Consider the following 20,882-nt stretch of genomic DNA (forward strand, 5'->3'; position numbering starts at 1 on the left):
ATATGAATGAGAAAAGCATGCAATTTTTACAAATCGCAATGAAGCATTTACCAGAAGCAAAGGCCATTTTAGATGATAATGGAATTGCGCTTGATATGGAGAAAGCTCGACCTGTATTAGAGTTATTGATGAAAGTTATGAACGAAGCATATGAGCTTGGGAAAGCAGATCAAGAATAAAAAGAATAAAAAGCATCTTTTTAAGATGGAAGAGAGGCCCGAACCGTGGATAGAAGCGGTCAGGGCCTTTTTATATTTCGAAAGAACAGGGAAAGGTATGTTTCCGTTCCTTTTCATAAACAATAAGGTGAATAATGCGTTCGCTTTATGTTTTAGCAGAAATATATTCTAGACAAAAATACATTTATGTTTTAAAATTAGTACCAAGTCATAATAATTGATATAAAACGGAGGGCTGCGATGTGAACGTGGGCATTTTAGGGATCGGAAGATATGTGCCGGAAAAAGTAGTCACAAATCACGATTTAGAGAAAATAATGGATACATCCGATGAATGGATTCGTACGAGAACAGGGATTGCGGAAAGACGCATTGCCGATGATACAATAGATACTTCATATATGGCCGTAGAGGCTTCTAAAAAAGCGCTTGAAGATGCAGGGGTTAGCGGAGAGGATATCGATCTTATTTTAGTAGCAACAGTAACGCCGGATCGTGCTTTTCCAGCAGTGGCTTGTGTCATTCAAGAAGCAATTGGCGCAAAACATGCAGCTGCAATGGATTTAAGTGCAGCGTGTGCTGGTTTTATGTACGGAATGATTACAGCGCAGCAATTTATTCAAACGGGAACTTATAAAAATATACTAGTAGTTGGTAGTGATAAACTATCTAAAATTGTAGATTGGAACGATCGAAATACAGCAGTACTATTTGGAGACGGAGCCGGTGCGATCGTAATGGGAGCTGTTTCAGAAGGTAAAGGCGTTCTATCTTTCGAATTAGGAGCGGACGGAAGTGGCGGTAAGCATCTTTATCAAGATGAGTATGTTATGATGAATGGCAGAGAAGTCTTTAAATTTGCTGTTCGTCAACTTGGGGATTCTTGTCTTCGCGTTCTAGATAAAGCTGGTCTTACGAAAGAAGATGTGGATTTCTTAGTACCGCATCAAGCGAATATTCGTATTATGGAATCTGCAAGAGAGAGATTAAATTTACCACAAGAAAAGATGAGTATGACAATTGAGAAGTTCGGTAATACATCAGCTTCTTCCATTCCGATTGCAATGGTAGAGGAATTGCAAAACGGACGTATTCAAGATGGTGATTTAATTATACTTGTTGGTTTTGGCGGCGGATTAACATGGGGAGCAGTCGCTCTTCGTTGGGGTAAATAAGGACTGAGAGAAAAAAAGGAGTGTATTTTGTATGGAAAAAAAGAGGGTCGTAATTACAGGACTAGGAGCTGTTACACCGGTCGGTACAGATGTTGAAACAGCGTGGGAAAACATTAAAAAGGGTGTATCTGGAATCGGACGACTTACAAGAATTGATCCGGAACTATTTCCAGCAAAAGTAGCAGCAGAAATTAACGACTTTGAAGTCGAGAAATATATTGATAAAAAAGAAGCGCGTCGTATGGATCGCTTTACACAATATGCAGTAGCAGCAGCGAAAATGGCAGTTGCAGATGCAAAGCTTGAGATTACAGAAGAAAATGGACCTCGAATTGGTGTATGGATTGGTTCTGGTATTGGTGGTATGGAAACATACGAAGAACAATTTAAGATTTTTACTGAGAAAGGCCCGCGCCGCGTGAGCCCATTCTTCGTACCGATGATGATTCCAGATATGGCAGCAGGCCAAGTATCAATCGCAACAGGAGCAAAAGGAATTAACACTTGTTCTGTAACGGCTTGTGCATCTGGTGCAAACTCAATTGGTGATGCGTTTAAAGCAATTCAGCGTGGTGATGCTGATGCAATGATTACGGGCGGGGCAGAGGCGCCGTTAACAAGTATGGCATTCGCAGGATTTAGCTCAGCGAAAGCATTAACATTCAATGAAGATCCAGCAACAGCTTGCCGTCCATTCGATAAAAACCGTAGTGGTTTCGTAATGGGTGAAGGTTCAGGTATTTTAATTCTTGAAGAATTAGAGCACGCATTAGCTCGTGGTGCTCACATTTATGCGGAAATCGCTGGTTACGGTGCAACTGGTGATGCATTCCATATTACAATGCCAGCTCCTGGCGGTGAAGGCGGCGTGCGCGCAATGCGTCAAGCTTTAGCGGATGCAGGTCTACAGCCAGAAGATATTGATTACATTAATGCGCATGGTACAAGTACGGATGCGAATGAAAAGTATGAAACGATGGCAATTAAAGAAACGTTCGGTGAGCATGCGTATAAAGTAGCAATCAGCTCAACGAAATCAATGACAGGTCACTTATTAGGAGCAGCTGGTGCTGTTGAAGCGATCTTCTCTATTAAATCAATTACAGACGGAGTAATTCCTCCAACAATTAACTATGAGACACCAGATCCAGAATGTGACTTAGATTACGTACCGAATAATGCGAGACATCAAGAAGTAAACGCGGTGTTAAGTAATTCATTAGGATTCGGTGGTCATAACGCAGTATTAGTATTTAAAGCGTATAAATAATAGATGAGATAAGGAGTTTTTTCGCGATATATTGCGAAAAAACTCCTTATTTATTTTTACGTCTTTTTCTCTTTTTGCATATACATAAGAAAAAGGAGGGATAAAGATGGGGGTTGTTGAAACTGCTGAGTGGTTACATCTATATTATGGACGGCCAGAAAAGCTGTGTGAGAAGTTTACGAAGTATATCCCGCTGCCAAAAGAAAGGTTGTATCGCTTTTTAATTTCTAAAGGTATGTATCGCCCTGTTATGCGAGGAGAACGAGAAATTAAAGAGTTAGAGAAAAAGGAAGTTTGGAAAGAGTTACGTGCAGAGTATGAGAAACTGAAAAATTGGTTAAAAGGTCCAGATGTCCCTGTCTTTATTCTATTATCAGATTCCTATAATCGAACTGTACAAGAAGAGTATAACGGCAGGGCTGGATTATCTATGCGTCACGTTATTTTCTTATTCGTATGTGGACGGAATTCGGTGGAAGAATTAAAAGTGCTATTGGCGCATGAATATCATCATATATGCAGGTTGCATCAAATTGAGACGAAAGAAACGGAATATACATTACTTGATACGATGATTATGGAAGGGTTAGCTGAGCAAGCGGTAACGGAAAGATATTCAGAAAAAAACAATGCACCGTGGACGACGTATCTTTCAAAAGAAGAGGCTATATATTATTGGAAAAACGTTGTATATGAAAGAATAAGTATAAAGCGAGGAACAAGGGAGCACGACATCTTATTAAATGGATTTCACTCTTATCCGAAGATGCTTGGCTATGCGCTTGGATTTCATATTGTCAAAGATTGTGTAACTTTGGAAGGAGAAGATACACTTTCTTTATTACCTATAGATGCAAAAGAAATATTGAATAAAGCAAAAACATTTCATATATAAAAAAACAGGAGCTCTCTTTCCTGTTTTTTTAGTATTAATAGAAGAAAAAATAATAATTAGAATATATTTCCTTAGGTGGAATAAAGTTAAGAAAAATTGAACATAATGATGGATACAAACAGTAGTGAAGTGAGGGGTAGTGAATGTTATATCTACATGATGTATGGGTAAATTGGTTTGAAGGTGAAGAAAATGGGTATAACGTTTGTCATTTTTACGAATGGCGGAAAGATGATACGATTGAGCTATTAGATCAAGTGCCATTATTAAAAGTAGATTCCACATTATATCATTACATCGAGAACGAATTGTTAGAGCTTCCGCAAAAAATGTTGGAAGACGTACATCATAAGGCTTATATTCGTAAAAATCATGAACGTTTGCAGCAAGAGTATTGCTTTGTAGTTACAGATGGAAAAGGAATTATTGCAATCGACACAATTGGTTACAACGTACCGATTCGAAAGAGCAGACTTATACCGCGCCAAGAGCAGATGGTATATGAGATGGTAGAAAACGTACAAGCAGAAAAGTATGAGTTCCAAGTAGAAGAAATGGAAAAAGAACATCATATTTTATCACCATCACCTTCCATTATGAATGGCTTAACTCGTAAAGAAAGACAGCTTAAACAATTACTATTTATGGCGTTAGATCAATTACATACAACGAAAAACACAGCGGAAATTCGCTATTGGTTCACAGAGTGGGATCCATCAGCATACGGAATGGTTCAACATATGGAATTTGAAGATATTTGGGCTAAGCTGTATGATGAAGCGAAAACAGGTTGGTCTGAGAAGCACGAACAATTATGCGAGCGTCTCGTAAAAGGACAGCCATTTTTTGAAAAGTTATGGGAAATGGAAAACGAGCAAAAGGTAAATTAAAAAACCGCCAATCGGCGGTTTTTTTTATTTGTTGTAGTCTAGCTCCAGCGGCAAGAATGTTCGGTGGCTTCGCGCCTTCCTGCGAGGCAAAAAACGCCTCTACGTCAGGAGCTCCATCCCCCTCACATTCTAAGCGAGCCGCTTCTGCTTTATATGAAATCCAGCTCCAGCGGCAAGCTCTTCGTGTCTAAGAACCTTCCGCATAAGAAGGCAAAAAGCGCCTTTTATGCGAAAGAACCTTAGCCAGTCAGAGCTGAACGAGCCGCCTCCGCTTTATATGTAATCTAGCTCCGGCTCCTAACCCTTCGCGTCTAAGAACCTTCCCCACAAGAAGGTAAAAAGCACCTTCGCGTCTAAGAACCTTCCCCACAAGAAGGTAAAAAGCACCTTCTGTGGGAAAGAACCTTAGCCGTCAGGGCTAAGCAGTCGCCTCCGCTTTATATGTTACCTACGTTTTCTGCTTAGTCCCATTGCGTTTTCTACTTTGCGTAGTTGTTTGAATGCGACACGGTTTGCTTTTTCGGCACCTTTGTCTAGAATTTCGTCTAGTTCTGGTGAGTTGATTAGTTCGTTATATTTGTCTTGGATTGGACGAATTGCCTCTACGACTACTTGCGCTAAGTCGCCTTTGAAGTCGCCATATCCTTTTCCTTCGTACATTGCTTCAATTTCTTCAACTGTTTTTCCAGAGAATGAAGAGTAGATTGTTAATAAGTTAGAGATGCCAGGTTTGTTTTCTTTATCAAATTTCACGATACCTTCAGAATCAGTTACAGCACTCTTAATTTTCTTTTCAATTGTTTTTGGTTCGTCAAGCATGCTGATCATTGATTTTGGATTCGGATCAGATTTACTCATTTTTTTCGTAGGCTCTGTTAGTGACATAACGCGAGCTCCTACTTTTGGAATACGGATTTCAGGAATTGTGAATACTTCACGGAAACGTTTGTTGAAACGCTCTGCTAGGTCACGTGTTAATTCCATATGTTGCTTTTGGTCATCACCAACAGGCACGATTTCAGTGTTGTAAAGTAAAATATCAGCAGCCATTAATGGTGGATACGTTAGTAATCCAGCTGGTACTGAATCTCTACCTGACGCTTTATCTTTATATTGCGTCATACGCTCTAATTCTCCAACGTAAGCAACTGATTGCATAATCCATCCTAGTTGAGCGTGTGCCGGTACTTCTGATTGTACAAATAACGTAGCTTTTTCAGGATCGATACCGCATGCTACATAAAGTGCAGCAAGACTGCGGATGTTTTTACGAAGCCCGACGGGATCTTGAGGCACTGTAATCGCATGTTGATTTACAATACAGAAATAACAGTCGTGTTCGTTTTGAAGCTCTGTAAATTGCTTCATAGCCCCTAAATAGTTTCCAAGTGTAATCGTTCCACTCGGCTGAATACCAGAAAAGATAACTGACATAAGTAATTCCTCCTAAATTTGAATGCGTGATAGGGAAGAGAAGGCAAACAAAAAAGCCCATTCATCCCAAAAAACTATAGGGACGAATGGACCGCGGTACCACCCTAATTATTTCACTACTGTGAAATCTCTCTAATCCATAATAACGTTTGGATATAACGCCAAAGCCTACTACTTTCGGTTCGGTTTGGAGCTCAAAAGCCCATTCCATACTGTACAATTACTTGTTCACACCAGCCACAAGCTCTCTGAAATTGCCTCAATATGTACTCTTCTTTATCATCGCATACATATAAATTTATTTATTGTTACCTGAGCTCTTTTAAATATGAAAGAACTAAAGTTTTATAACAAAATGTTTTGCAGATTATTATATCATATGGGATAGTGTTTGCAAACTACATCAAAATAGTAAAGCTAATGAAGGTCGAGAACAACCCAAGAACGATACCGGTAATGCAAATTGGATACGTCCATTTGAATGAATATGTTTTATAAATACGTTCTTTCTTATCGACAGGTTCCTCTACTTCTTCAATTAAAGAGTCGATTTTTTTGTTCGTACCAAATACTCTTTGGAATGCGTAAATTGTTACGTTAAAAAATCCATTTTGAAATATGAATAAAAAACCGCCTGTAAGAATAAAAAATAGTGCAATATAAAAAGAGATGTTGACAAAATTCAACAAAAAATGCGATGAAACGAGGAATGCACCAATACTAGAAGCGATTATCGCTATGAAAATTAGTATACAAGTATGAAAAAAAACTTTATTCAAAATGTTCCCCTCCGTCAAAATATTACTAGAATTATTATACTATAAAAGCTATAATATGTACTAGAACTAATTTTTTGAAAATTATACGCAATTAAAGGTCTGATTGCAAGATGATGGTAGCAATGTTAACGTATCCCTTTACAAAAAAATAAAAAAATAAACATTTTATTAAAAATTTTAACAAAAAAACAAAAAACTATATTCACAATTGTTATATTATATGTATAATGAAAATTGTAGAAACTTGGAGATTATTCTTTCAATTCTACTTTTTTACAAGTGAGGGTACAGGAAGTGCAATTAGGGGAGGCAACACAACATGAAGAAAAAGATACCGTTATTACTTGCATCGACGTTGACTGTCAGTATGTTAGGAGCTTGTAGTTACCAAAAAGAGGATAATAAAGCAGGCGCGAAAGAAAAATCCTCAAACAAGCAAGTGTTAAATCTAACTGAGACAGCTGAAATCCCAACTATGGATACGACGTTATCAACAGATGCAACATCTTCTAACATCATGAATAACACAATGGAAGGGTTATATCGTCTGGGGAAAGATGATAAACTTGTTCCGGGTGTCGCTAAATCTTATGAGAAATCAGAGGATGGCAAAAAATATGTGTTTAAGTTACGTGAAGATGCGAAATGGTCTAATGGTGAACCTGTAACAGCGAAGGACTTCGTTTATTCTTGGCGAAGAGCTGTAGATTCAAACACGGGTGCCAAGTTTGCTTACATACTATTTGATGTTAAAAATGCGGAGAAAGTTAACAAAAAAGAATTACCAGTTGAAGAACTTGGTGTAAAGGCAATTGATGATCATACACTTGAAGTGGAATTAGATAACCCTGTTCCTTATTTTGTAAGTTTAACAGTCTATCCAACATTATATCCTTTGAATGAGAAATTTGTAACAGAACAAGGAGCAAAGTTTGGATTAGAATCCAATACGACACTTTATAATGGTCCATTCGTATTAAATGAATGGAAGCATGAACAAAGTTTCCAACTTAAGAAGAATCCAACGTATTGGGAAAATAAAGAAGTAAAACTTGAGGAAATAAACTTCAATATTGTTAAGGATCGTTCAACTGCTATAAATTTATATGAAACGAAAGCAATTGATCGTGTAGTCTTAACATCAGAGTTTGTAGATAAATACAAATCAGATGCTGACTTTAAAACGATTAAGAGACCATCTACACAATTTATTCGCTTAAATGAAAAGAATAAATTTTTAGCAAATAAAAATATCCGAAAAGCAATTGCAATGTCCTTTGAACGTGAAAACATCGGAAAAGTAATCTTAAACGATGGTTCAGAGGGTATATATGGTTTTGTTCCGAAAGGCTTAGCAAAAGGTCCGAATGGAAAAGACTTCCGTGAAGAAAACGGAAAGCTTATAAAAGAGGATATGAAAGAAGCACAAAAATACTGGGAAGCTGGTAAAAAAGAACTTGGTGTAGACAAAGTAGAGTTAGAGCTATTAAACTTTGATACTGATGATGCTAAAAAAATCGGAGAGTATTTAAAAGGCCAATTTGAAAAGAACTTACCAGGTTTAACAGTTCCAACAAAAATGCAACCATTTGCACAAAAATTAAAACTTGAAGCAAGTGGAGATTATGCAATGTCATATGCGGGATGGAGTCCAGATTATATGGATCCAATGTCATTCCTTGAAATGTATACGACAGGTAATGCACAAAACAAAGTACATTACGCAAACCCAGCGTATGATGATTTAATTAAAAAAGCAAAAACAGAAGTTGATGTACAAGCTCGCTGGGATGCATTATTACAAGCGGAAAAACAACTGCTTGAAGATGCGGCGATTGCTCCAGTATATCAACCTGGAAAAGCATATTTACAACGCCAATCTATTACTGGCCTATTAGAACATAAGTATGGCGGGGAATTTAGCTATAAGTGGGTTGAACTCAAAAACTAAAAATGGTTTCCATCATGAATAAGGGTATATGCCTATGATGGGCGTGTACTCTTATTTTAAAAAAATAAAAGTAAGAATATTTTAAACTATCTTATTGCTTTTGAGAAAAACGGGGAGGTGCTTGACTATGGGACGTTATGTATTAAAACGTTTCGTGTACATGGCTTTGACATTATTTTTAATTACTACGTTGACTTTCTTTTTGATGAAATTACTTCCAGGTTCTCCGCTTAAAAATCAGGAGAAGTTATCACCGGCACAAAAAGAAATCATTCTTGAAAAATATGGTTTAAATGATCCAGTACCAGTTCAATATGCACGTTACTTAGGTAACTTAGCAAAAGGGGATTTAGGGGTATCATTCCAATATGATAACCGTCCAGTAACAGACATGATTGTGGATCGCATTGGACCATCAGCACAACTTGGTTTACAAGCGATTATATTAGGAACATTTATCGGTTTAATTTTAGGAATCGTTGCGGCACTTCGTAACAATACGTGGGTCGACTATGGAGCGACAATTATTTCCGTACTCGGGATGTCGGTACCATCGTTCGTATTTGCCGCATTACTACAATATTTCGTAGGGGTAAAACTTGGATGGTTCCCAGTAGCATTCTGGAAAGGGCCAGAGTTTACAGTAATGCCTACAATCGCTTTATCGATGGCAGTTATCGCAACAATCGCACGTTTCGCTCGTGCAGAGTTAATTGAAGTTATGCAAGCTGACTACATTTTAACAGCGAAAGCGAAAGGAATTAGCCAAGGCGTTATCATTATCAAACACGCCCTTCGTAACGCGTTAATTCCAGTTGTAACAATTTTAGGACCAATGGTTGCAGGGTTAATTACAGGTACATTAGTTATTGAGCAAATTTATGCTGTACCAGGACTAGGGGAACAGTTCGTTAAATCTATTACAGTGAATGACTATACAGTTATTATGGGAACTACAATTTTCTATAGTGCGATCTTCATCTTAGTTATTTTCATTGTTGATATTTTATACGGAATTATTGATCCTCGTATTCGTTTAGCGGGAGGGAAAAAATGATGAAAGATGTACAAAAATTATCTCCAGACTTATTTCAACAAGCTAATCAAAATAATGTGGATAATGAAGTCATTGCCCGTCCAAGCTTAACGTTTTGGCAAGATGTAAGAAGACGTTTGTTCCAACATAAAGGAGCAATGTTTGGTTTAGTTTTATTAACGCTTATTATCTTACTAGCAATCTTCGGACCGATGGTAAGTAAGCACTCGTATAAAGAGCAAGATTTAGGACGTGCAAAATTGCCACCGAAAATTCCAGTTATTGAAAATGTTCATTGGTTACCATTTGACGGTACAGATCAATATGGTGTTGACCAATATGAAAAACGTGATATTAAAGAGTATTTCTGGTTTGGTACAGATGATCTTGGACGCGATTTATGGACAAGAACATGGGAAGGTACACGCGTATCATTATATATCGCTCTTTTAGCAGCAGCAATTGACTTAGTAATTGGGGTTGCATATGGAGGTATTTCAGCATTCTATGGCGGTAGAGTAGATAACATTATGCAACGTATTATGGAGATTATTAACGGTATTCCATACTTAATCATCGTTATTTTAATGGTAATCATTATGGGATCTGGTATATGGTCAATTACACTCGCAATGGCAATTACAGGTTGGATAGGGATGTCGCGTATCGTTCGTGGACAAATCCTTAAATTAAAAAATCAAGAATACGTATTAGCATCTCGTACATTAGGTGCAACAAATACACAATTAATTGTAAAACACTTAATCCCGAACGTAATGGGACCAATTATTGTAATGACAATGTTTACAATTCCAACAGCGGTGTTTGGTGAGGCGTTCTTAAGCTTCATCGGTTTAGGTATTCAACCACCATTCGCATCACTTGGTTCTCTTGTAAATGACGGTTATAAATCAATTCAAACGTATCCGCATATGATGTTCATTCCTGCGGTTGTCATCAGTATATTAATTTTAGCGTTTAACTTAATGGCAGACGGATTACGCGATGCGTTAGATCCAAAAATGCGTAAGTAAAAGAGGGGAGAGGCAAAGATGAAAACATTGTTAGAGGTAAAAGATTTACAAGTCTCCTTTGATACACATGCAGGTGAAGTACAAGCTGTACGCGGCGTTACTTTTGATTTGAAAAAAGGGGAAACATTAGCGATTGTAGGAGAATCTGGTTCTGGGAAATCAGTTACTTCTAAAGCGTTAATGGGATTAATTCCGAATCCTCCTGGACGCATTAAAAATGGTGAAATCGTATTTGAAGGTCGTGACTTAACGAAATTAACAGAAAAAGAAATGCAGCAAGTACGTGGTAAAGATATCGCGATGATTTTCCAAGATCCAATGACATCATTAAACCCAACGATGACAATTGGAAATCAAATTATGGAAGGCCTTATTAAACACCAAGGAATGAGTAAAGCAGACGCACGTAAAGTTGCGTTGGAATTAATCGACCTTGTAGGTATTCCAAATCCAGAAGCTCGTTTAAAACAATATCCGCACCAATTCTCTGGTGGTATGAGGCAGCGTGTAGTTATTGCGATGGCATTAGCTTGTAACCCAAAATTATTGATTGCCGATGAGCCGACAACAGCGCTAGACGTTACAATTCAGGCGCAAATTTTAGAGCTTATGAAGGACATTCAACAAAAAACAGAAGCAGCAATCATTTTCATTACGCATGACTTAGGTGTAGTGGCGAACGTTGCGGACCGCGTAGCAGTTATGTACGCTGGTAAAGTTGTTGAAATCGGAACTGTAGATGAAATTTTCTACAATCCAAAACATCCATATACTTGGGGCTTAATCGCATCTATGCCAAGTTTAGATGGTTCAGAAGAAGAGTTATATGCAATTCCTGGAACGCCTCCAGATTTATTGAAGCCGCCAAAGGGAGATGCTTTTGCACCACGTAACCCACAGGCACTGAAAATTGATTTTGAAATGGACCCACCTTTATTTAAAGTAAGTGATACACACTATGCGGCAACTTGGTTACTTCATGAGCAAGCTCCAGAAGTAAAACCGCCGGCAGTCGTTGAAAAACGCATTCTTCAAATGAAAGCAGGTGAACAACATGACTAAACAACGTGAGAAATTAATTGAAGTAAAAAATGTAAAGCAGCACTTCGACGTGAGTGGTGGTGTTGTCAAAGCGGTTAATGATATTTCATTTGATATTTACCGCGGAGAAACATTTGGTCTTGTAGGAGAATCGGGTTGTGGTAAATCAACAACTGGAAGAACGATCATTCGTTTATATGATGCAACTGCAGGTGAAGTATTGTTCGACGGTGAAAATGTACATGGCAAAAAATCACGCGCAGAATTGAAGAAATTCAACCGTAAAATGCAAATGATTTTCCAAGATCCATATGCATCATTAAACCCTCGTATGACAGTAGGGGATATTATTGCAGAAGGTATTGATATTCACGGATTAGCGAAAAACAAAAAAGAGCGTATGGACCGTGTTCATGAATTATTAAACACAGTTGGCTTAAATAAAGAGCACGCAAACCGTTTCCCTCATGAATTCTCAGGTGGACAACGTCAGCGTATCGGTATCGCTCGTGCACTTGCTGTAGAACCTGAATTTATCATTGCCGATGAGCCAATCTCAGCACTTGACGTATCAATTCAGGCGCAAGTTGTAAACTTACTGAAAAAGTTACAAAAAGAAAAAGGTTTAACATACTTATTCATTGCCCATGATTTATCAATGGTAAAATACATTAGTGACCGCATTGGTGTAATGTACCGTGGTCAAATCGTTGAATTAACAACAAGTGATGAGTTATATGCAAATCCAATTCATCCATATACAAAATCACTATTATCAGCAATTCCACTTCCAGATCCAGATTATGAGCGCAATCGTAAACGTATCGTATACGATCCATCTCAGCACAATTATGGCAGTGAAGAACCGACAATGCGTGAAATTCGCCCGGGACATTTCGTACTATGTTCTGAAGCGGAGTACAAGAAATATAAAGAGATTTATCAATAATAAAAAATCCATTCTTCTATTACAGAAGAATGGATTTTTTTACTATATAAAAGAGTTGTCAATATTTCTCGGTAAGTCGATATATTTAAAGAATCGCAAATATAAGTTGCCTATACTAATGACTACACCTTAATTAAACGAGTATTATTGCGCCTGAACAGAAACAATCTCCTCTTGTTCTTCAGGTTTAACAAGTGCATAACGCTCCCACGCTCTACTTTTCCAGCGGAAGAACATAATAATGGCACGTGTCCATTCATCAATAGCAATTGCTAGCCAAATACCAACGAGCCCCATATCTAAATGGAAGGCGAAAAAATAACCGAGTGGTAAACTCATTAACACCATAGAGAATGCGCCGATTAAAACTGGGTACTTTGCATCACCAGCTGCGCGAAGTGAATTGATGATGACGATGTTCATCGTACGCCCTGTTTCAAGTAGTACACTTAGTAAAAGAACTGACGCACCTAACGCAATAATGTGCGGATTATCTGTAAATAGTCCCATTAATTGTGTGCGGAATGTAATAACGAGAGCAACCATACATAAAGTGACACCGATCGCCCACTTTACACTTTTCCATACACGTTCATACGCTTCATCTTTTTCACCACCGCCAACGAGGCGTCCGATAATAATTGCAGTTCCCATACCGATTGCAATAGCGAATAAATAAGTGAACATAGAGATGTTCGTAGCGTATTGTCTAGCAGCTAACGATTCCGTTCCTAAATATGTTGCATAGTATAAGAAGACAATTTGGCAAGCTTGATACATAACCTGCTCAAACGCAGATGGAATTCCGATTTTTAAAATTTTCCCGATATATTCTTTTGATAAGGTGAAGTAGTATTGTAATTTTACACGGTACTCCATAACGCGGTACAGTAACCAGAAGAAAACGAGAAGCGCTATAAGTCGGCTGACAGCAGAAGAAATGGCAGCCCCTTGTACACCTAGCTCTGGGAAACCAAATTTTCCGAAAATGAGTACGTAGTTTCCAGCGATATGAATAATATTCATTCCAAGAGAAATAAACATCGCTTGCTTTGTGAAGCCATGTACGCGGATAATTGCGGCTAATGAATTAATAATAGCTTGAAGGAAAATAGCTCCTCCGACGATAGATAAATAGCTCTGTGCATACATTAGTACATCGCCTTGTAAGTTCATTGCCATCATCATATGTTTTGAGAATAAAAGAAAACCAGCGCTTATAACGAGTCCGACCACTAAATTTAATGTGACGGCTAAAGCTGATATTTTTGATGCTTCCATAAAACGTTTGGAACCGAGGTATTGAGATACGACGATGGCTGCGCCGTTCCCGATGACTTCTAGTACCAAAATAGCGATATGGAGATATTGATTCGCTGCACCAACCCCAGATACAGCATCGTCTGATAATGCACTTAACATGAAAGTATCAGCGATCCCCATTAACATAAATAGAAAAACTTCTAGAAAAATAGGCCATGTTAATAAGAATAAACTTAATTTCTCAGTAGGCCTGTTTTTTGCCTGAATTGCTGTCATGTCCGTCCCCTCTTTACCGATATCTATTTTTAGCAAAGTGTATCGTAACATACTTTCTTAACCTTTGCACTCATTTTAACCTACATATCTTTATTATGAAGGGAGAGCTATTTTATGATAAAAACAGAAGGATAATTATGCGTAAAGTATTATAAGATATAAATTTTGTTTTTCTCTGATAATTTAGAAAAATATAAAAATAACTATTTTCAACACTTTAGTAAGGATAATTAGCAATATGAAACGTTTACAAAGGTTTAATTTTTAACAGAAAATTTTAATAAAATAGAAATATAAATATACAAAAAATATATTTGTGTGTATAATATGAATTATTAGAATATATATATATTTCTTTTTGTTTGAAAATGAAAGGGCTAACATTTTTGTGGAGGGTGGAAGTATGAAAAAAAAGATGCCAGTTTTTGTAGTATCAACAGTAGCAATGAGCATGATGTTAGGGGCATGTAGCTACCAAAAAGATGAACCGCAAGCGAACGCAAAAGGGGATAGCGGGAAAAGCGGTGCGAAGCAAGTTATTAACTTAATTGAAACGCAAGAAATTCCAACGATGGATCCAGCGTTATCAGCTGATGCAGTTTCTTCAAGAGTAATGACTAATACGATGGAAGGCTTATACAGTTTAGGAAAAGACGATAAGCTTGTTCCTGGTGTAGCGAAGGAATTCAAAAAATCAGAAGACGGTAAAAAATATACATTTACATTACGTGAAGACGCAAAATGGTCAAATGGTGAGCCTGTGACGGCAAAAGATTTCGTATACGCATGGCAAAGAGCGATTAACCCAGATACAGCTGCGAAATCAGCGTACATTATGTATGATATAAAAAATGCAGAGAAAATTAACAAAAAAGAGATGAGTCCGGACCAATTAGGGGTAAAGGCGATTGATGATTATACATTAGAAGTGGAATTAGACAATTCCATTCCATACCTTGTAGATTTAATGGTATATCCAATCTTCTATCCTGTGAATGAAAAGTTCGTGAAAGAGCAAGGTACGAAGTTTGGTTTGGAAGCGAATACAACACTCTATAACGGACCATTTACATTAAGTGATTGGCAACATGAACGTAGCTTTAAAATGACAAAGAGCTCGTCATATTGGGATAATAAAGAAGTGAAGATTGAGGAAGTAAACTTTAATATTGTTAAAGACACGTCTACACCAATTAATTTATATGAAACAAACGCAGTCGATCGAGCAACGTTATTAGCGGAGTTCATCGATAAATATAAAGGAAAACCAGATTTCCAAACAGTAGAAGATACATCTGTATTCTTCCTTCGTTTAAATCAAAAAGATCCAGCGTTAGCAAATAAAAATATTCGTAAAGCAATTTCACTTGCTTTTGAACGTAAACCGTTCGTTGATACATTATTAAATAACGGTTCTAAGCCAGCAACAGGATTAATTCCTGATAACTTCATTAAAGGACCGGATAAAAAGGACTTCCGTGCTGTAAATGGAGATATTGTAAAACCAAACGTGAAAGAAGCGAAGAAATATTGGGAAGCTGGTAAAAAAGAGCTTGGTAAAAATGAAATCGAATTAGAGTTATTAAACGAAGATGTTGAATTATCGAAGAAAACAGGGGAATATTTAAAAGGTGAGTTAGAAAAGAATTTACCAGGTTTAACAGTGAAAATTAAACAACAACCATTCGCGCAAAAACTAAAATTAGAAGATGCGGGCGATTTCGTCATGTCATTCTCTGGATGGAGTGCAGACTTCCCAGATCCAATTACATATCTTGATATGTTTGTAACTGACGGATCACAAAATAAAATGAAATATTCTAATCCGAAATATGATGAGATCATCATGAAAGCAAAAAAAGATGGAAGCGATGTAAATGCTCGTTGGAAAAGCTTACTAGAAGCAGAGAAAATGTTACTTGATGACGCTGCGATTGTACCGGTATATCAACGTGGTAGAGCATACTTACAAAGAGATTCCATTAAAAATATGTACAACCATAAATATGGTGGCGATTTAAGCTTTAAATGGGCGTCAGTAGAGAAATAAGAAAAAAGCAGGTAATTGCCTGCTTTTTTTAATACGTACGTTTCTTATAAATACCTTTCCCACCAACTTGGTTCCAGCCGGATTGTACATCCAAACTTTTATTAACAAACTTCATCTTTTCTTTTCCGCCAAAGAGTTTTTCACCAATACTATTTGTAATGACGCCAATCAATGCTGTTATTCCGATGATGAGGGCAGCAACAGTGACAAAATCAATAAAAAAAGCAATCATTTGCAAATTCCCCCTTTGCCTGTCTGTATTTTTATTGTATGAGATAAAAAATGAAAAAGAAAGAAATGTCAGAAAAATTTTTGATTTATTTTAGAAATCGTATGGACATGAATGAGAATGTTTGTTAAAATGAGAACAAACGTTCTTTTGATTCTCACTTGTATAGTCTTACATTTCTTAATTGATTTATCAAAAAAAGGTAAGAAAACGTTCTCTTTTTCATAGGAAAGATTATGAGAGAATAACTATAAATCATATGAAAAATCTATGAAAAGCAAGCGTTAAGAGGGTTGAAGATTATTGTTAAAGAACAGCTGAAGTAAGTGTGATTATGTTACATAGCAGTGAAATGCACGGAAGAGTTTTCTCAATTAGAAGGAAATTTACTGTATATTTCTTGCAAAATCTATTGTATAATGATTATAGAAGTTACTTATTAAAAGTAATTGTTGTTTACTAAAAGTTGTTGCTTACATGAAAAGCAATTTTTGCACTTTGTTTTAAGACAAGGTATCGCGAAAAATTGCTGAATTTAGAAATTTAAACTGTAATTAGTACAGAATTTGTACTCTTTAAGGAGAGTGAGCTTTGTATGGTAACATTATATAGTTCTCCAAGCTGTACGTCTTGTAGAAAGGCGAAATTATGGCTAGAGGAAAATCATATTCCTTATACAGAACGTAATATTTTCTCAGATCCATTAACGATTGAGGAAATTAAAGAGATTTTACGTATGACAGAAAGCGGAACGGATGAGATTATTTCTACTCGTTCGAAAGTTTTCCAAGAATTAAATGTAAACTTAGAGTCTTTACCACTTCAAGATTTATATAAGATGATTCGTGACTATCCAGGGATTTTACGTCGTCCAATTATGATTGACGAGAAACGCCTTCAAGTAGGTTACAATGAAGACGAAATCCGCCGTTTCTTACCACGTACAGTAAGAACGTTCCAATTACGTGAAGCACAGCGTCTTGTAAATTAATTATAATAATATGAAAACCTTCTACCTATTATATAGTAGAAGGTTTTTTTTAATGTTTCAAATTTCGTAATCGAACTCGTTGAACGATAAAGCCGATGCATAAGATGGTGAAAATAAATAAGTAAGGAATGCCTGCAGTGAAACTTGGGTTGTTATGAAAAAAGGTTGCAAGTCTGTCTTCATGTGTGACCATTTTTCCTGCTGTATAAGCGAGAATTGCTGCCCCGCAATAAATGAGGAGTGGAAAGCGTTCCATAAGTATTAAAATGAGTTTGCTGCCCCAAATAATAATCGGGATAGAAATGAGTAAACCGATTATTACGAGTAAAAATCTTCCGTGAGCTGCCCCTGCAATGGCGATAACGTTGTCAAATCCCATAACAAGGTCCGCGAATACAATTGTACGCACAGCTTGAAATAAAGTTGTTTTTCCTTGAATAGAAGAAAGATCGTTGCTATTATCAGTTAGTAAATTTACTGCAATGAATGTAAGTAAAATGCCCCCGATAAGTTGCAGAAATGGAATGTCGAGCAAATAGACAGCTAGTATAGTAAGGATAATTCTTAGTACGATTGCTAAAAGAGTACCGATCAAAATAGCTTTATTTCGTTTCGATTCAGGTAAATTTCGGCTAGCTAGTGCGATGACAATTGCGTTGTCACCACCTAATACAACATCGATACCGACAATCATTAGTACAGATGTTAAAAACTCTAAGTCCATTCGTCTGCCTCCATTTATGATGTTTTAATAAGCGAACTATATGTATGTGGTGAAAAGGACTAAAGCATCTTCTCTAATAAAAGTTTCACTTTATTACAGTGTACGGGGGAAGATGGAAATGTATGTCCAAATTTTTTATAAGTGAGGCATCGCGACAATGATATATTTGTGTATACCATTGAATGAAGATAGGTATATAACTATTTTTGTAAAATAAATCGATTTTATTTCCATTCTGGAGAATCTTATCATAAAATGAGAGTACAAGAATCTATTGATTTGTCATATGAGTGGGGAATCCCTTCATAACAATTCTAAGCAGGAAGGGAGAGTTGTATTTTGGATATTGAAAGAATTAATGATCATACGATGAAATTTTTTATTACGTACATTGATATAGAGGACAGAGGCTTTAATCGTGAGGAAATTTGGTATGACCGCGAAAGAAGCGAAGAGCTCTTTTGGGAAATGATGGACGAAGCTCGTGATCATGACGATTTCTTTATTGATGGGCCGTTATGGATTCAAGTGCAAGCAGTCGATAAAGGGATTGAAGTACTTGTAACGAAAGCAGAACTTTCAAAGGATGGACAAAAGCTAGAACTACCAATAGGTGTAGATAAAATTATAGACATTCCTCTAGATGAAGGTATTGAATCATTATTCCAGCAAGAATTAGTGGAAGAGGTAGAGGAACAAGCAGGTACAAACTTTAACGAAGATGGTACGTTTGGCTTTTTAATTAAGTTTAATGATTTTGAAGATGTCATTTCATTAAGTCATCGTCTTATCTTTGAAGATATAAAAGATGAGCTGTATTCATTTGAGGACCGCTATTATGTATATGTGGAATTCGATGAAGTGCTACATGATGAAGAAGAAATTGATCGCATTTTAAGCATTGTTTTAGAATACGGGGAAGAATCAACTTTAACAATTCATCGTGTAAGTGAGTATGGGAAACAAATTGTGAAAGAGCATGCGCTTGAAACAATTCGCAATAATTTTCCTGCTAAAACGTAGGCCGATTTCTGTAGTATGAAATCGGCTTTTTATATGAAGAATAGGAAAGCTTTCTTAGTAAGGAGGTAAGAGATGAAAAATACGTTAAAGTTGATTTTCTTTGTTTTACTATTGTTCGCATTATTTGTGTCATTACGTATGTTTATTGATGTAGCGTTTTATTCGGATGTAATTGGGATAAAAGATGTTTCGATTTTAGGTATTATTAGTATTTTATTTACGGTATCTGCATTTTTAATTGGTTGCGTTATTTTCTTAGAGAACCGTCATCCGTCAAAAACACTTACATGGCTCATTGTGTTAGGGATTTTTCCGGTATTTGGATTCTTCGCTTATTTATTATTCGGACAGAACTTTCGGAGGAAGAGAATGTTCCAAAAGAAGGCGTTGCTCGATGAACAAGCGTTTTTACAATATAAGGGGCATGAAGATTACGAAGAACGGATTTTGCGCAATCATAAGCATCAAGAGCTGTTATTTCGTTTAGCGGATCGCTTAGGCGCTTTAAATATTTCATTTCAAACTGAAACGAGAACATTAACAAATGGAGATGAAACGTTTCAGGCTATTTTAGATGGATTAAAACGAGCGAAACATCACATTCATATGGAATATTACATTGTGCGTGATGATAAACTTGGAACAGAAATTAAAGATATTTTAATACAAAAATCAAAAGAAGGCGTAGTCGTTCGTTTTTTATATGATGCGGTTGGAAGTTTTAAATTATCAAAATCATATATTGAAGAATTAAACGACGCAGGTGTCGAAATGATTCCGTTCTTCCCTGTACGTTTTCCGATTTTAAACGATAAGATTAATTATCGAAATCACCGAAAAATCGTTATTATTGATGGGAATGAAGGATTTGTAGGTGGATTAAATATTGGTGATGAATATTTAGGAAAGGATAAGTACTTCGGCTTTTGGCGAGACACGCATTTATATTTGCGTGGGGAAGCTGTGCAAAGTTTGCAGCTTATTTTCCTTCAAGATTGGTTTTATATGACTGGTGAGGTTGTGCTAGCCCCTGAATATTTACAAGCAAAAGCAGTTGAGGGGGAGCATTGGGGCGGCGTGCAGCTCGTTGCAGGTGGGCCGGATAATAAATGGGAAACAATTAAACATTTATATTTTGCCATGATTGCTTCTGCGCGGAAATCCATTTGGATTGCAACGCCGTATTTCATTCCGGATGATGATATTTTATCCGCATTAAAAGTAGCGGCACTTGCTGGTATTGATGTTCGGTTGTTAATGCCGAGTAAGCCTGATAAGCGAACTGTCTTTTACGCATCGAGATCGTACTTCCCAGAGCTTTTAGATGCAGGGGTAAAGATATATGAATACGAAAAAGGTTTTCTCCATAGTAAAGTTGTCATTGTCGATTCTGATTTAGCTTCAATTGGGACAGCGAATATGGATATGAGAAGTTTTCATTTGAACTTTGAAGTAAATGCCTTTTTATATGATACAGATAGCATTCGAAAACTTGTTCAAGATTTTAAAGACGATTTAGAAGAATCAAGTGAAATTCATGTCGATCGTTTTCATAAAAGGCGTCTTCATAGACGAATTGTTGAATCAACGTACCGGTTATTATCGCCTTTATTATAAAAAGAGATGTCCAAAATTGGGACATCTCTTTTTTAAAAGGAATTTGTAATAAATTGTAGAATATAAGGAGCTGAAA

19 protein-coding genes and 1 other annotated feature are annotated in these 20,882 nt (G+C 36.7%); of the genes, 14 read left to right on the forward strand and 5 right to left on the reverse strand.

Annotation, left to right across the window (positions count from 1 at the left end):
* Nucleotides 1-2 precede the first annotated feature (2 nt).
* The 5 genes from PSR14_RS06750 to PSR14_RS06770 all read left to right on the forward strand — a co-directional run bounded on the left by PSR14_RS06750 (nucleotide 3) and on the right by PSR14_RS06770 (nucleotide 4,409).
* A complete protein-coding gene (locus tag PSR14_RS06750; protein ID WP_098487496.1) occupies nucleotides 3-179 on the forward strand; it encodes a ComZ family protein in 177 nt (58 codons plus the stop codon).
* 242 nt (nucleotides 180-421) lie between these two features.
* Entirely contained in the window at nucleotides 422-1,354 is a 933-nt protein-coding gene (fabH, locus tag PSR14_RS06755; RefSeq protein WP_001100541.1) for a beta-ketoacyl-ACP synthase III, read from the forward strand.
* 31 nt (nucleotides 1,355-1,385) lie between these two features.
* Nucleotides 1,386-2,624: a beta-ketoacyl-ACP synthase II gene (gene fabF / locus PSR14_RS06760; protein WP_000412651.1), complete on the forward strand. Its 1,239-nt coding sequence runs from the start codon at nucleotides 1,386-1,388 to the stop codon at nucleotides 2,622-2,624.
* A gap of 106 nt (nucleotides 2,625-2,730) precedes the next feature.
* Nucleotides 2,731-3,519: a DUF2268 domain-containing protein gene (locus PSR14_RS06765; protein WP_000539323.1), complete on the forward strand. Its 789-nt coding sequence runs from the start codon at nucleotides 2,731-2,733 to the stop codon at nucleotides 3,517-3,519.
* 143 nt (nucleotides 3,520-3,662) lie between these two features.
* The gene (locus PSR14_RS06770; protein WP_098487492.1) at nucleotides 3,663-4,409 is read left to right on the forward strand and encodes a YjbA family protein; all 747 of its coding nucleotides are present in this window, start codon (nucleotides 3,663-3,665) and stop codon (nucleotides 4,407-4,409) included.
* A gap of 444 nt (nucleotides 4,410-4,853) precedes the next feature.
* On the opposite strand, the gene trpS is transcribed toward PSR14_RS06770, so the two are convergent.
* Both trpS and PSR14_RS06780 read right to left on the reverse strand, forming a co-directional pair.
* Nucleotides 4,854-5,843 (reverse strand): tryptophan--tRNA ligase, encoded by a 990-nt coding sequence (trpS, locus tag PSR14_RS06775; protein ID WP_000110985.1) that lies wholly within the window; start codon nucleotides 5,841-5,843, stop codon nucleotides 4,854-4,856.
* A gap of 75 nt (nucleotides 5,844-5,918) precedes the next feature.
* Nucleotides 5,919-6,135: a binding site (T-box leader), on the reverse strand.
* A gap of 106 nt (nucleotides 6,136-6,241) precedes the next feature.
* On the reverse strand, nucleotides 6,242-6,622 hold the full coding sequence (locus tag PSR14_RS06780) for a DUF3899 domain-containing protein (protein WP_001044989.1): 381 nt from the start codon (nucleotides 6,620-6,622) through the stop codon (nucleotides 6,242-6,244).
* Nucleotides 6,623-6,941: 319 nt separating this feature from the next.
* Between PSR14_RS06780 and PSR14_RS06785 the strand changes: the two genes are divergently transcribed.
* From PSR14_RS06785 to PSR14_RS06805, 5 genes are all read left to right on the forward strand, one after another.
* The gene (locus PSR14_RS06785; protein WP_000727235.1) at nucleotides 6,942-8,573 is read left to right on the forward strand and encodes a peptide ABC transporter substrate-binding protein; all 1,632 of its coding nucleotides are present in this window, start codon (nucleotides 6,942-6,944) and stop codon (nucleotides 8,571-8,573) included.
* Between the two features lie 127 nt (nucleotides 8,574-8,700).
* Nucleotides 8,701-9,630: an oligopeptide ABC transporter permease gene (gene opp3b / locus PSR14_RS06790; RefSeq protein ID WP_000534165.1), complete on the forward strand. Its 930-nt coding sequence runs from the start codon at nucleotides 8,701-8,703 to the stop codon at nucleotides 9,628-9,630.
* The gene (opp3C, locus tag PSR14_RS06795; protein WP_000974101.1) at nucleotides 9,627-10,643 is read left to right on the forward strand and encodes an oligopeptide ABC transporter permease; all 1,017 of its coding nucleotides are present in this window, start codon (nucleotides 9,627-9,629) and stop codon (nucleotides 10,641-10,643) included. The genes opp3b and opp3C overlap by 4 nt, the downstream gene beginning before the upstream one ends.
* Before the next feature lie 18 nt (nucleotides 10,644-10,661).
* Nucleotides 10,662-11,705 carry an ABC transporter ATP-binding protein gene (locus PSR14_RS06800; protein ID WP_000854346.1) on the forward strand — a complete coding sequence of 348 codons (1,044 nt, stop codon included), beginning with the start codon at nucleotides 10,662-10,664 and terminating at the stop codon, nucleotides 11,703-11,705.
* A complete protein-coding gene (locus PSR14_RS06805) occupies nucleotides 11,698-12,633 on the forward strand; it encodes an ABC transporter ATP-binding protein (RefSeq protein WP_000166346.1) in 936 nt (311 codons plus the stop codon). Before PSR14_RS06800 ends, PSR14_RS06805 begins: the two co-directional genes overlap by 8 nt.
* A 144-nt stretch (nucleotides 12,634-12,777) precedes the next feature.
* Here the strand turns inward: PSR14_RS06805 and PSR14_RS06810 are convergent, their stop codons facing one another.
* On the reverse strand, nucleotides 12,778-14,223 hold the full coding sequence (locus tag PSR14_RS06810; protein WP_002163724.1) for an MATE family efflux transporter: 1,446 nt from the start codon (nucleotides 14,221-14,223) through the stop codon (nucleotides 12,778-12,780).
* A 352-nt stretch (nucleotides 14,224-14,575) separates the two neighbouring features.
* Here PSR14_RS06810 and PSR14_RS06815 point away from each other — a divergent pair, with 352 nt between their 5' ends.
* Nucleotides 14,576-16,222, forward strand: a complete 1,647-nt coding sequence (locus PSR14_RS06815) for a peptide ABC transporter substrate-binding protein (protein WP_000728616.1) — start codon at nucleotides 14,576-14,578, stop codon at nucleotides 16,220-16,222.
* Nucleotides 16,223-16,250: 28 nt separating this feature from the next.
* Here the strand turns inward: PSR14_RS06815 and PSR14_RS06820 are convergent, their stop codons facing one another.
* A complete protein-coding gene (locus PSR14_RS06820) occupies nucleotides 16,251-16,454 on the reverse strand; it encodes a hypothetical protein (RefSeq protein WP_000559978.1) in 204 nt (67 codons plus the stop codon).
* A gap of 592 nt (nucleotides 16,455-17,046) precedes the next feature.
* Here PSR14_RS06820 and spx point away from each other — a divergent pair.
* Complete coding sequence (gene spx, locus PSR14_RS06825) at nucleotides 17,047-17,442, forward strand: transcriptional regulator Spx (protein WP_000258267.1); 396 nt, start codon at nucleotides 17,047-17,049, stop codon at nucleotides 17,440-17,442.
* 49 nt (nucleotides 17,443-17,491) lie between these two features.
* Here spx and PSR14_RS06830 read toward each other — a convergent pair whose 3' ends face one another.
* A complete protein-coding gene (locus PSR14_RS06830; protein WP_000362603.1) occupies nucleotides 17,492-18,166 on the reverse strand; it encodes a TerC family protein in 675 nt (224 codons plus the stop codon).
* A gap of 339 nt (nucleotides 18,167-18,505) precedes the next feature.
* On the opposite strand from PSR14_RS06830, the gene mecA reads away from it, so the two are divergent.
* Both mecA and PSR14_RS06840 read left to right on the forward strand, forming a co-directional pair.
* On the forward strand, nucleotides 18,506-19,189 hold the full coding sequence (gene mecA, locus PSR14_RS06835; RefSeq protein ID WP_000350710.1) for an adaptor protein MecA: 684 nt from the start codon (nucleotides 18,506-18,508) through the stop codon (nucleotides 19,187-19,189).
* A gap of 72 nt (nucleotides 19,190-19,261) precedes the next feature.
* On the forward strand, nucleotides 19,262-20,806 hold the full coding sequence (locus PSR14_RS06840) for a cardiolipin synthase (RefSeq protein WP_098487493.1): 1,545 nt from the start codon (nucleotides 19,262-19,264) through the stop codon (nucleotides 20,804-20,806).
* Nucleotides 20,807-20,882 lie beyond the last annotated feature (76 nt).

Source organism: Bacillus sp. A01H (assembly GCF_045277205.1).
Classification (GTDB): domain Bacteria; phylum Bacillota; class Bacilli; order Bacillales; family Bacillaceae_G; genus Bacillus_A; species Bacillus_A paranthracis.